Raw genomic sequence first — 12,366 nt, 5'->3', positions numbered from 1 at the left:
ATTATGAAAAAAGAAAATCTTTACATCGGGTGTTCGGGATTTTACAATAACGACTGGAAAGGGTCTTTATACCCTGAAAATGCCCAAAGTAAAGATTTTCTTTCTTTATACTCCCAGACTTTTAATGCAGTGGAAATCAATTCGACATTTTACAGAATTCCTACTGCAAAAACCCTTTTAAAATGGTATGACGGGACTCCTGACACCTTCAGGTTCTTCATCAAGATCCCAAAGGATATTACCCACCAAAAACGTCTTATAAGTTCAAAAGAAGAGATTACGAAATTCTGCCAGCACATTCAAGGCCATCTCAGCCACAAATTATCGGGCTTCTTATACCAATTGCCTCCTTCTTTTAAAAACACTCCGGAGAACCTGAAACAAATTATCAATAATCTTGATTTCAGTTTTTTAAACGTCATTGAATTCCGCCATGAGTCCTGGTGGCAAAAAGAAATTTTTGATATATTAAGAGATCATCACATTGTTTTTTCAGGGGTAAGCTTTCCCGGCAACCTTCCGGAAGATGTTATTGTGAATCATCCTGAAATACTGTATTACAGGCTTCACGGAAAACCGGTCCTTTACAAATCGGAATACAGCGAAGACTTTTTGGATCATCTTGCTGACGGGATCAGCAATAAAACACAAACCATTTTTATATTCTTTAATAATACGTGGGGAACTTCAGCTATCAGAAATGCTATGTATTTAAAAAAAGTGCTGGCTTAAATTTTGTAAAGCCGGTTTCGCTGTGATAACCTCTTACTTAATGGTCCATAATAAATAATTCTCTGCTACATGAGAAATACATTAACACTAACCAAAATAGAGAATGGCTATCGTTTTCACATTTATAAATGTTAAAAATTACAAAGATCTAAAACAAAGTTGTCAATTCAACTATTACTGAAAAATTGTCTTTTAAATAAAGATATTAAAATAACCTTAAAAAGGAAAACACAGGGAAATATGGCATATAATTTGTTAACATTCAACTGTTATTTTTAACGATTTTTAACAATTTAAATTTCCATTACCTTTATGAGAAAAATTTTTGCGGAAAAGTCAAAAAATAAGACTTTTCTCGGGATGTTTGCATTGGTGAGTGCAACTTCAGTTTTATTAAACAGCTGTAATTTCAAGAATGATGTGAATGAAAAACTCAATTCACAGGAACATCCTGCCGCAGAAATAGTCCCCAAAGAGGACGATGAAAGCGTAGATCCTGACAAAAGAGTGATCTACCTTACTTTTGATGACGGCCCTAATCAGGGTACAGAAAATCTTCTAAAAATACTTAATAAAAGAAATGTTTGTGCAACCGCTTTTTTAGTGGGAAAACATGCTTATGGAAGCAAAAAGCAAAAAAAAGATTTTGAACTTCTAAAGCAAAGTCCCCTGATTGAACTAGCTAATCACAGTTTTACCCATGCCCACAACAAATACACAGATTTTTACAAAAATGCGGATTTTGTGGTTCGCGATTTCGACATTGCCAAAGACAGCCTGAAGCTCCATGATAAAATAGCGAGAACACCGGGAAGAAATATCTGGAGATTGAACAATATTAATGTGACGGATATTAAAAGTTCTACGGCTGCAGCTAACGGATTGAAGAAAGCAGGCTATAAGGTCATCGGTTGGGATCTGGAATGGCGTCCTACTCAAAAGATGACGTTAAAAGGAAGCCATGAGGCGATGATTAAAAAAGTGGACAGCATTTTCCTTAACGATCTTGAAAAAACTTCAAGGCACCTTGTCTTTCTCACTCATGATCAGTACCTCAGGGATACGGATTCTATCAATGAGCTGGATCTTTTCATCGAAAAACTGCAAAAAAGCAATAAGTTTGTTTTCAGGAAAATATCTCAATATCCTAAGATCAATGAGGTATTGAATTAATTTTGTTGTAAAAGCAGAAGATAATGTATTGATGACTGGTAACTGTCAACTAATTTTCGGAAATTTGCATGTATGAGTATTAAAGAAAACTATCAGATTATAAAAAATCAGCTTCCTTCAGAAGTACAGCTGGTAGCTGTTTCAAAGACCCATCCGGTTTCTGCTATCCAGGAGGTTTATGAGTTGGGACAAAGAGTGTTTGGAGAAAACAAGGTTCAGGAATTGATGGAGAAATACCCGCTTCTTCCCCAGGATATCCAATGGCATTTAATTGGCCATTTACAAACCAATAAAGTAAAATACATTGCACCGTTTATAGATACCATACAAAGTGTGGATTCTGAAAGGCTATTGAATGAAATTAATAAAGAATCAGGGAAGAACAACAGGGTTATTAAAGTTTTACTTCAGGTAAAAATTGCTGCGGAAGAAAGCAAATTTGGTCTTGAGATTTCTGAGGCCAAGGCATTGTTCCTGCAATATCTGGAAGGAAAATTTCCTCATGTTGAAATTACCGGATTAATGGGAATGGCTACTTTCACAGAAGATGAGCAACAGGTAAAAAAAGAATTTTTAACCTTAAAAGGCGTTTTTGATGAATTAAATCAATTAAAAACATTAAAAACCTTATCAATGGGAATGAGTGATGATTTCCCGGTTGCCATTGCTTGTGGTGCTAATTCTGTGAGAGTTGGATCAGCAATTTTCGGACGCAGAGACTATTCACAGTAGAATTTTTAGGTACGATTTTTGCTAATAATTGAAACAAAAAATTTAAATTTGCAACTATGCAAAAAATCCTTATAGTAGAAGACGAAAAAGCAATATCGGGAGTACTTCACAGTATTCTTTCTGATGAACTCACAGATTATGAATTTGTTATCGCCGAAGACGGCCTTGAAGGTTATAAACAGATAGAAAAAGAAGATTTCGCCTTGGTGATTTCTGATATCAAAATGCCTAAACTTTCAGGAACCGAGCTTTTAAAACAAAGTATGGCACTGAAGCCCGAAACTACTTTTATCATGATCTCAGGTCACGCAGACATCGATTCTGCTGTTTCTTGTCTGAAAGAAGGAGCATACGACTTTATTTCCAAACCAATTGATATCAACAGGCTGATCACAAGTGTGAAGAATGCCCTGGTTAAGGAAACACTGAAAAAGGAAAATAAAAATCTTCAGACCGAAAACAAAACATTAAAGAAAAAGGTCAGCAAGAAATATCAGATGATCGGGAACTCTCCTGCCCTGCAAAAGATCCAGGAAATGATTGAAAAAGTAGCAGTTTCTGATGCCAGGGTTCTGATTACAGGACCTAACGGTGCAGGGAAAGAGCTGGTTGCCCATGCTATTCACAACCAAAGTGAGAGAGCAAAAGGCCCGATGGTAGAAGTCAACTGTGCGGCGATCCCGTCTGAACTTATTGAATCTGAACTTTTCGGACATGTAAAAGGATCTTTTACCGGTGCGATTAAAGATAAACAAGGAAAATTTGAGCAGGCCAACGGAGGTACCATCTTCCTGGATGAGATTGGGGATATGAGTCTAATTGCCCAGGCAAAGGTGTTAAGAGCTCTTCAGGAAAGCAAGGTTTCCCCTGTTGGAAGTGATAAAGAAATTAAAGTTGACGTAAGGGTAATTGCGGCAACCAATAAGAATATGCAGAAAGAAATTGAAGAGGGTAAATTCAGAGAAGACCTTTACCACAGGCTTTCTGTAATTGAAATCTATGTTCCGCCATTGGATGAAAGAAAAGAGGATATTAAATTATTAGTGGAACATTTTTCCGGAATGATTGCCGATGAACACGGTACTGCAACGAAAAAGTTTGATGATAAAGCTATTGAAGCTCTAAAAGCTCTTTCATGGACCGGAAATATCAGAGAATTAAGGAATGTGGTGGAAAGATTGATCATTCTTGGTGGAAACACGGTTTCTGAAAGTGACGTTGCAAGTTTTGTAAGGAAATAATCTAACGATTATTCACCATAGCATAAAAATTTGCAGTGACACCACTGCAAATTTTTTTTTGCCCTTATTTTTTTCATTTCAATGATAAACTATATGAATCTTAAAATATTATGAATTTTTTAAACAAAAACTACACAAAAGAATGCCTGACTCTGGCTCTGCCTGTAATGCTCACCCAGGTAGGGCAGGTTTCAGTAAATTTATTCGACAATATTATTGTCGGAAAACTTTTAGGTGCTGATGCATTAGCATCCGTTTCATTGGGAAACGCCGTATTCTTCTCCATATTTGTATTGGCATTGGGATTTTCTTTTGCTATACCGCCTTTGGTTTCAGAAGCACATTCAAAACAGGACCATGATACCATTAATTCCGTATTTAGTCACGGATTTATTATCAATATGTCTGTTGGGATTATTCTTATGGTCATCTTATTGCTGGGGATGCCTCTTCTCTATCATTCGGGACAGCCTGCCAAGATCATCCCCGATACGGTTGGTTTCCTAAGCATCATGGTTATAAGCATGATTCCTTTCATGGCATTCCAGACGCTTCGTGAAGTTTCCGAAGGTCTTTCTTATACCATAGGAGTTACCAAAGCGACCATCATTGCGAATATCATTAATATCGCTTTAAACTATGTATTTATTAAAGGACTTTGGGGTATTCCTCCAATGGGAGTGAAAGGATCAGCACTGGCTACTTTAATTTCCAGGATTTTCATGGTGGTTTTCCTTTATTTTGTATTGCTTAAAGAAAAAAGGACCAGACGTTATATCAAAGATTTCTCGTTAAAGCTCAAAGTATTTTCAAAAAAAATGTTTGACAAAATGGTAAAACTGGGGCTTCCTACTGCATTACAAATGTTCTTCGAGGTAACTGCTTTTGCCGGTGCAGCATTTATTTGCGGACTGATCTCTGCCCATGATATTGCTTCGCATCAGATTGCATTAAGCATGGCTTCTTTCACCTTCAATTTATGTGTAGGCTTTAGTGTGGCTTCTACAGTAATGATCGGCAGAAAGCTGGGTGAGCAGAATTTTGTTGAATTAAGAAAAGTCGGAATCAACAACCTGAAGATTGCCTTTATCTTCATGTGTATTTGTGGACTGGTTTTTATTCTGGGTAGACATATCCTTCCTACCTTCTTTACAAAAAAAGAAGAGGTAGAAGTTATAGCGTTAGCTTCAAAGCTTATGATTATTGCTGCTTTATTCCAGCTTTCAGACGGAATCCAGGTAACGGCACTGGGAATGCTGAGAGGCTTGCAGGACGTTAAAATACCATCTATCTATACTTTTATCGCTTACTGGATAATTACTATCCCCTTGGGATATTTCTTCTGTGTGACCTTGGGAATGGGAGCCTTCGGAATGTGGATTGCCCTGGGATTAGGACTTACAGTCTCTGCTATATTCCTGGTTAAGCGGTTTTTGAATATGTCTGCGAAAAGGATCAAGCAGAATATATAATGCTAAAAGAGGTTGTTTAAACAGCCTCTTTTTATTTGCTTTCAGATGTGACAGCACTGCACATTCCGCTCTTATATGCAGGATAAAACTTACATATCATTTGGCTAAAGCCCATTCTTACTGAACCTTTATATTTATTTAATTTTTTTCCCTAAAATCTTCAGGCTTCGTTCAATACCATCTAAAACTGCAACATCCGGAAGGGTTCCCCAATCTTCAAATCCAAAATACCTGAACAGCTTCAGGCTAGGCTCGTTATGAAGGAAGATAAGAGCAACCAGATTTTTAACACCAAACTTTTCCGCATTATCTATACAATACTGAAGAATCATTTTTCCGTATCCTTTTCCCCTGAAATTTTCATCCAGGTAAATACTTACTTCCACCGTTCCATTGTATGCCGGTCTTTCATGAAAAGAACTGAAACTTACCCAACCTACAATCTGCCCTTGACCATCTTCAACAATCCAAAGTGGCCTGGTTTCAGGATTATGCTCATTGAACCATGATACCTTGCCTTCTACTTCGACTTCTTCTACATCTGCAGTCACCATTCTTGAAGCGATGGTTGAATTGTAAATTTCTACAATTTTATGTAGGTCAGCTAATCCGGCATTTCTGAATTTTATATTTCCCATGAATATTACTTCAACTTTCAGGTACAAAAATAGGTAAATTCCCAAACTACCCCACTTATTTTAGGTAATTATATGATTTAAATATAAAAAAAACAAATTACCCCTTATTAAAAACCAATCCTCAATAAGAAATAATACAAATATGTTTTCCCAACTACTTCTATTTTAAATTTAAATACTTCAAAATTCTGTTTAAACTTCTTACTGTAATCCCCAGATAGGCAGCCATATCTTCTTTGGAAATTTTGATATTCTGTTTAGATTGCATTTTAAGCAATTGTGTGAGGGTATGCTCTACCGTATAAAGCTGTTGATACGAAGCCCTGCTTGAAGTGTTGATAATTCGTTCTGCAAAAGAATTCAACAATAAATTATTCAAGGTAAGATCTTTTCTAATTAATTCATTAAAATAAGACAGACTTATAGTATAGACTGTAACTTCCGTTAAAGCTTCAATACTGCACAGGCAAGGAATATTTTTAATCAGTTCTACTTCGCCGAGGATTTCACCGCTTCCCAGGAATTCTACAATATATTCTTTCCCGTTTTCTTCTTCAAAGTAACATTTTGTAATTCCATCTTTAATCAGCATGACTTTGGAAACTGAATGATCCTGAATTAATAATTCCTGTCCTTTGGAAAAAGTTTCCAAAATAATATTTTTTACCGATTGTTTATGATAAAGCTTTTCAAGATGACTTAAAAATGACTGATTTGTTCGTAGCATAGAGATCCGGGACAAATGTCCTTTTATAATTTATTTTTTATTGTGAATTTTGCCAGCAGAAAAGTACAAAAAGTAAAATGAAAAACCACATCACAACGATTGCCTTTGATGCAGATGATACCCTTTGGAGCAATGAACCATACTTTCAGGAAGCAGAAAAAGAATTCTGTACACTTCTTGAAGATTATCTCCCTCAGCACTCTGTATCGCAGGAGCTGCTTAAAACCGAAATGCAAAACCTCCACCTGTATGGCTATGGTGTAAAAGGATTCATGCTTTGTATGGTAGAGACGATTGGCAAGGTTTCGGATAATACAGCCCCAATGGAATTAGTTAACAAAGTGATTCAATTGGGGCAGGACCTGCTTCGGAAACCGGTTGTGCTACTGGACGGGGTAACTGAAACCCTCGAAAGTTTAAAAGGAAAGTACAGACTGGTGGTTGCCACGAAGGGAGACCTCCTGGATCAGGAACGTAAACTGAAAAATTCAGGATTACAAGACTTTTTTCATCACATTGAAATCATGAGTAACAAAAAAGAACACGACTATAACAAGTTGCTGAAACATCTGGATTGCTCACCTGAAAACTTCCTGATGCTCGGGAATTCTATCAAATCCGACATTTTACCCGTATTGGAAATCGGTGGTAATGCAGCTCATATTCCTTACCATGTTACCTGGAGCCATGAACAACATGATATACATCTGAATCATGAGCATTTTATGGAATTAAAAAGCATTGATGAAATTGTAAAATATTTGTGACGGTCATCGATACTAAATAAAAAAGCCCCGTTGTAAGAAACGAGGCTTTCAATTTATTTTTTAAGGCATTTTTCAAGGAACTGATCCTGCTCCCATAAAACATGGAAGATATTTTCTTTTGCCTGGTAACCATGGGCTTCTTTAGGGAGAAGAACCATTTTCACCGGTGCTCCTAAGTTCTTCAACGCCTGGAAGTACCTTTCCGTCTGCAATGTGAAAGTTCCCGGATTGTTATCCGCATCACCATGAATCAGAAGAAGTGGTGTTTTCATTTTGTCCGCATGCATAAATGGAGACATGGTATTATAAATCTCCGGAACATCCCAATAGTTTCTTTGCTCACTCTGGAATCCAAACGGAGTCAGGGTTCTGTTGTAGGCACCACTTCTTGCAATTCCACATGCAAAAAGATTGGAATGCGTCAAAAGATTAGCCGTCATAAATGCTCCATAAGAATGTCCTCCTACCGCTACTTTCTTTTTATCTATATATCCTAACTGATCTACCGCATTGATTGCTGCTTCGGCATTTGCTACCAATTGAGGGATAAAGGTATCATTAGGTTCTGTTTTTCCTTCACCAATAATTGGGAAAGCAGCATCATCCAGAACGGCATATCCTTTTGTTGTCCAGTATATGAAAGAACCGTAAGAAGGGAATGTAAAATCATTCGGGTTCTGGGTGTTCTGCCCTGCTGTATTTTTATCTTTATACTCTGTAGGATAAGCCCAGATCAGTAAAGGCAGCTTTTCTTTTTTTGCCTTTCTGTCGTAATTGGCAGGAAGGTAAAGGGTTCCGGTCAGCGTAACGCCATCGTTTCTTTTATAAGTAATCACTTCCTTGTATACGTCTTTAATACTTTCAAAAGGATTGGCAAAGTTGGTTACCGGTTCTGCTTTATTGGATTTAATATTCTTTTTAAAGTAGTTTGGGTATTGACTGGAAGACTGCTGAGTGGTTAAAATCTCGCCTTTTGCAGGGTTAAGAATATCTACAATTCCTTCTTTGGCATTTTTAAGATTTGAACTGTACAGTCTTTTCTTTTTCAATGATTTAACGTCCATTTCATCAATAAACGGATGCTGTCCATCTTTTGTAAATCCTTCTCCTATCAGATAAGCCTTACCTCCTTTCATGTCAACAACACTTCTTCCATATTGGTTTTTTACGGTATTAAAGCGTCCTGGATCACTGTAAACATCCTGAGAATTCCTGTCATCTATTACCTTTGATTCTCCATTGTTAAGGTCCACAAGGAAGGATTTTGTATTTCTTGTATCATACCATCCTTCGGAAACAATAGCATAATGATCATTCGTCCAGTCTATTCCATCGTATCTCTGTTTGGTTTTAAAGAAAGATTTCGGAGCAGCTGTAAACGGAGCTTCCCATGTAAAGATTTCATCCCGGTATTCAGCCGGTTTATACTGGTCACCTTCGTCAAGCGCTTCTGCAAAAACCAATGTTGACGGGGCGTCACTTCTCCAGATCATATTTCTTTTTCCTTTTCTTACTGATGAAAAGCCTTTTGGCATGATTTCATTTAAGGGAACTTCATTTACGACTTTTACCACATTCCCTTCTTTATCATACACTGTGGTAGTTGAAGGAAACCTGCTCAAAGGGACAATATAAGAGAAAGGCTTTTTAATAACGGTAGCCATCAGGTAGTTTCCGTCCGGAGAGAAACTTAGCCCTGCATACATATCCTGGTCTTTTACTTTTTTAAGATTTCCATTCAGGTCTACATTATAAATTTCTGAAGCAGTAAGCACTTCAAAATTTTTCTCATCCTGAGGGTTTTTCAAAAGGTCCTGATAGGTTCTGTTCTGTGATACTTTTCCATCTGCTGTAGAAACAATAGGCCCTGTAGGAAGATCTTTACCTGAATCTATCAACGCAGGCCTGTTTTGTGGCAGTGTCCTGATCAATAAACTTTGAGAATTATTGCTCCAAATATAAGGACTCCCTAAATTTGCATTCAGGTTATCCTGTGTCAGCTTTTTAGCTGAAGCCGTTTCCATATCCACTACCCAGAGTTCTACCCCCTTATTGGTTGTATTTGTGAAAGCAAGTTTCTTTTCATCCGGTGAGAACGAAATATAGGTGATTTTTGCTTCAGCAGGTAAATTTTTTATCTGGGATTCATTTTTATCATTAATCTTTCTGATCTTCAGATTATTGAAATAAGTAACAGTACTTGCAATATTGGTAACCGGGTTAATTCTTAATCCTCCCAGCTTCATCTCTTGCTGACTAAGATCCTGTAACGTTTTGTAAGTCGGGCGGTACGTGAATACAACCCAATCTTTTTTAGTATTCATCAAAACGCCGGGCGGCCTTTCATAATCTGCCAGTTTCAGGATTTCAGCCGATGGTTTCTGATATGTAATATTTTCCTGTGCATCATAGAAATTGAGAAATGCCAGAAGGCAAATAGTCAGTTTTATCTTCATGTAATTCATTTTTCACGAAAGTACAACTATTTTACGATTGTTTCTAAAAAAGGAACCATTTTCGTGGAGAGAATTTTAGCCCCTTTTTCATTCAGATGCCCGTAGTCCCATCGGTTTTGATACCAGTACAATTCCGGGTATTCAGCAGGGTTCATAAAATTAATAACCGGAACATTTAATGCGTTTACATAAGAGTAAAACTTTTTACCGTTAGGTTCTGCTGGCCCCGGAATAAACAAGATGAGTTGAATATTTTTCTTTTTGCACTTTTCTGCAAGTTCATTAATTTTTTTAACAACAACACTGTTCGGCTTATAATTTTCATGATCTGCGTAATAATTAACCAATCTTCTTTTAATAACCTTCTTCAGCTCGGCTTCTTTTGTTCTGGGAATACCACTGGAGTCTAAAGGTGAAAAGCCCTGGTTCTGATCTATAGAATAATTATGAGCTTGTTTAACCGCTCTTTCATCCGGCATTTTGTTAAAGTGGAAAACATTAAAAACAAACGAAACGAATGATAGAGCAATCTGTTTGTAGTTATGTTCTTCTTGCTGGGATTTTACGGCAAAAAGTGTATTGTCAAAATTGAAAACTCCAAAACTTCTTTCTGTTTTCAGATTTATACTTGTAATTTTAACCCTGTCCTGAAGTTCAAGTACAATATATTTAGGTTTAAATGAAGGATTTTCCAAAATATAATCCATCGTTTGGAAGCTTTCCAGGTCAAAGCTGGCACTGGCTCCCAGGTTATATGATTTTATTCCGCTTATTTTGCGATCAATCAATTTACAGTCAATCTGATTATTGATTCTTGAACTTCCAACAAAATACATATTATATTCAGGATGTTCTTTAAGATATTCCAGTTTTGCGTTAAGAAAAGGGTATGAATAATTTTGATTAGGTTTCAAGGCAATCTTGATCAAGCCGATAACGAACATGATAAAAATGAATATGGAGACTAGTGATATAAATCTTTTCATTTAAAACTGGAAATAAATAAATTCATTACTGCCAAAATTGGCAAAATTCAGGATCAGATAAGCTACTGCAATATAAACTATTGCTTGTAACATTGGCTTTTGCTTATGGATTCTCAACCCAAAATCCTGTGTTCTGTTAAGCCATTCCATCCCAAGCATGACCATGATCAGCCCTAATAATTCCGGCCTGAATTCTGTTGGGAAAGCAAACAAACTATCACTGAAAATACCTTTTATATATTGAATTGCAGAAGAAACACTTTCTGCCCTGAAGAAAATCCATGCAAAACAGGTGAGTATAAAAGTGAGTAAAATACTGAAAGCTTCCCTTAATGAAGGGATTAATCTTCCTGCAGCCACTACTTCCAGATTCTCTCTATTTTTTTTAGCCAATAGCAATGGAAGAAAAAATAAAGCATTTAATCCACCCCAAATAATAAAAGTCCAGTTAGCTCCGTGCCAGAAACCACTCACCAGAAAGATGATAAAGGTATTTCTGATCTTCATCCACAATCCTCCTTTACTTCCTCCCAGCGGAATGTAAAGATAATCTCTGAACCATGATGAGAGGGAGATATGCCATCGTCTCCAGAATTCGGCGATATCCCTTGAAAAGTAAGGATAGGAGAAGTTTTTTAATAATTCTATCCCGAATAGCCTGGATGTTCCCAATGCAATATCAGAATATCCTGAAAAGTCACCATAAATCTGGAATGCAAAAAGGATTGCTCCTAAAACCAGGTTGCTGGCACTTTCTGTTGGTGCATTATTGAATATCTCATTAACAATGGGAGCACAATTATCTGCAATTACCATTTTTTTGAAAAAGCCCCAAAGAATCTGGGCCATTCCATCTTTTGCTTTTTCATAACTAAAAGATCTTTTTCGCTGTATCTGGGGAAGTAAATGGGTGGCCCTTTCAATAGGTCCGGCAACCAGTAGGGGAAAATAACTGACAAATACAGCATAGTCCACATAGTTTTTCTCCGCAGGAATCCTTTTTTTGTACACATCTATGACATATGATAATCCATGGAAAGTATAAAAAGAAATACCTACAGGCAGAATGACTTTTAAAGTCCACATATTCACCGTGAATCCCAACCCTTTTAATAATTCTGCAAAATTATCAATGAAAAAATTATAGTATTTAAAAAAGCCCAAAAACCCGAGATTAATGGCTATACTTATGGTCAGCCATATGGTAGCCGCTCTTTTTGTCTTACTGTTTTCAATCTGTATTCCGGAAAAGAAATCCAAAGCAATGGAAAACATCAGGAGAAACAAAAACCGAAAATCCCAACAACTATAGAAATAGAAGCTGGCTACAAGCAGAAGTATATTCTGATACTTATAATTCTTATTGCATACAAACCAGTATAAAATAAAAACTATAGGAAGAAAAATTAAAAAAGCTAGTGAATTAAATAGCATAATCTCTT

Annotated in this window: 11 protein-coding genes; 6 read left to right on the top strand and 5 right to left on the bottom strand. The window is 36.6% G+C overall.

Annotated elements, in window-relative coordinates:
* Positions 1-3 precede the first annotated feature (3 nt).
* The 5 genes from OK18_RS16865 to OK18_RS16845 all read left to right on the top strand — a co-directional run bounded on the left by OK18_RS16865 (position 4) and on the right by OK18_RS16845 (position 5,350).
* On the top strand, positions 4-732 hold the full coding sequence (locus OK18_RS16865; protein ID WP_053328767.1) for a DUF72 domain-containing protein: 729 nt from the start codon (positions 4-6) through the stop codon (positions 730-732).
* 312 nt (positions 733-1,044) lie between these two features.
* Complete coding sequence (locus tag OK18_RS16860) at positions 1,045-1,905, top strand: polysaccharide deacetylase family protein (protein WP_050021113.1); 861 nt, start codon at positions 1,045-1,047, stop codon at positions 1,903-1,905.
* A gap of 72 nt (positions 1,906-1,977) precedes the next feature.
* Complete coding sequence (locus OK18_RS16855) at positions 1,978-2,637, top strand: YggS family pyridoxal phosphate-dependent enzyme (RefSeq protein WP_053328766.1); 660 nt, start codon at positions 1,978-1,980, stop codon at positions 2,635-2,637.
* Positions 2,638-2,693: 56 nt separating this feature from the next.
* Positions 2,694-3,878 (top strand): sigma-54-dependent transcriptional regulator, encoded by a 1,185-nt coding sequence (locus tag OK18_RS16850; protein WP_050021114.1) that lies wholly within the window; start codon positions 2,694-2,696, stop codon positions 3,876-3,878.
* 110 nt (positions 3,879-3,988) lie between these two features.
* Complete coding sequence (locus OK18_RS16845; RefSeq protein ID WP_050021115.1) at positions 3,989-5,350, top strand: MATE family efflux transporter; 1,362 nt, start codon at positions 3,989-3,991, stop codon at positions 5,348-5,350.
* A 134-nt stretch (positions 5,351-5,484) separates the two neighbouring features.
* On the opposite strand, the gene OK18_RS16840 is transcribed toward OK18_RS16845, so the two are convergent.
* On the bottom strand, positions 5,485-5,988 hold the full coding sequence (locus OK18_RS16840; RefSeq protein ID WP_174441964.1) for a GNAT family N-acetyltransferase: 504 nt from the start codon (positions 5,986-5,988) through the stop codon (positions 5,485-5,487).
* A gap of 160 nt (positions 5,989-6,148) precedes the next feature.
* Positions 6,149-6,715 (bottom strand): Crp/Fnr family transcriptional regulator, encoded by a 567-nt coding sequence (locus tag OK18_RS16835; protein ID WP_050021116.1) that lies wholly within the window; start codon positions 6,713-6,715, stop codon positions 6,149-6,151.
* A 77-nt stretch (positions 6,716-6,792) separates the two neighbouring features.
* On the opposite strand from OK18_RS16835, the gene OK18_RS16830 reads away from it, so the two are divergent.
* Positions 6,793-7,482, top strand: coding sequence for an HAD family hydrolase (locus OK18_RS16830; protein ID WP_053328765.1), 690 nt, complete (start codon positions 6,793-6,795; stop codon positions 7,480-7,482).
* A gap of 53 nt (positions 7,483-7,535) precedes the next feature.
* On the opposite strand, the gene OK18_RS16825 is transcribed toward OK18_RS16830, so the two are convergent.
* Genes OK18_RS16825 through OK18_RS16815 form a run of 3 tightly spaced genes read right to left on the bottom strand, consistent with a single transcriptional unit; the run spans position 7,536 to position 12,358 of the window.
* Positions 7,536-9,938, bottom strand: coding sequence for an alpha/beta hydrolase family protein (locus OK18_RS16825; RefSeq protein ID WP_082129273.1), 2,403 nt, complete (start codon positions 9,936-9,938; stop codon positions 7,536-7,538).
* 26 nt (positions 9,939-9,964) lie between these two features.
* Positions 9,965-10,924, bottom strand: coding sequence for a hypothetical protein (locus OK18_RS16820; protein ID WP_156173317.1), 960 nt, complete (start codon positions 10,922-10,924; stop codon positions 9,965-9,967).
* Positions 10,925-12,358 (bottom strand): MBOAT family O-acyltransferase, encoded by a 1,434-nt coding sequence (locus tag OK18_RS16815; RefSeq protein ID WP_053328763.1) that lies wholly within the window; start codon positions 12,356-12,358, stop codon positions 10,925-10,927.
* Between the last annotated feature and the right edge of the window lie 8 nt (positions 12,359-12,366).

Source organism: Chryseobacterium gallinarum, from assembly GCF_001021975.1.
Lineage (GTDB): Bacteria > Bacteroidota > Bacteroidia > Flavobacteriales > Weeksellaceae > Chryseobacterium > Chryseobacterium gallinarum.
This window is presented reverse-complemented; position numbering and strand designations above follow the sequence as displayed.

Coding starts and splice junctions, on each gene's coding strand:
- OK18_RS16865 (WP_053328767.1), top strand. CDS start 4: ATGAAAAAAGAAAATCTTTACATCGGGTGTTCGGGATTTTACAATAAC.
- OK18_RS16860 (WP_050021113.1), top strand. CDS start 1,045: ATGAGAAAAATTTTTGCGGAAAAGTCAAAAAATAAGACTTTTCTCGGG.
- OK18_RS16855 (WP_053328766.1), top strand. CDS start 1,978: ATGAGTATTAAAGAAAACTATCAGATTATAAAAAATCAGCTTCCTTCA.
- OK18_RS16850 (WP_050021114.1), top strand. CDS start 2,694: ATGCAAAAAATCCTTATAGTAGAAGACGAAAAAGCAATATCGGGAGTA.
- OK18_RS16845 (WP_050021115.1), top strand. CDS start 3,989: ATGAATTTTTTAAACAAAAACTACACAAAAGAATGCCTGACTCTGGCT.
- OK18_RS16840 (WP_174441964.1), bottom strand. CDS start 5,988: ATGGGAAATATAAAATTCAGAAATGCCGGATTAGCTGACCTACATAAA.
- OK18_RS16835 (WP_050021116.1), bottom strand. CDS start 6,715: ATGCTACGAACAAATCAGTCATTTTTAAGTCATCTTGAAAAGCTTTAT.
- OK18_RS16830 (WP_053328765.1), top strand. CDS start 6,793: ATGAAAAACCACATCACAACGATTGCCTTTGATGCAGATGATACCCTT.
- OK18_RS16825 (WP_082129273.1), bottom strand. CDS start 9,938: ATGAAGATAAAACTGACTATTTGCCTTCTGGCATTTCTCAATTTCTAT.
- OK18_RS16820 (WP_156173317.1), bottom strand. CDS start 10,924: ATGAAAAGATTTATATCACTAGTCTCCATATTCATTTTTATCATGTTC.
- OK18_RS16815 (WP_053328763.1), bottom strand. CDS start 12,358: ATGCTATTTAATTCACTAGCTTTTTTAATTTTTCTTCCTATAGTTTTT.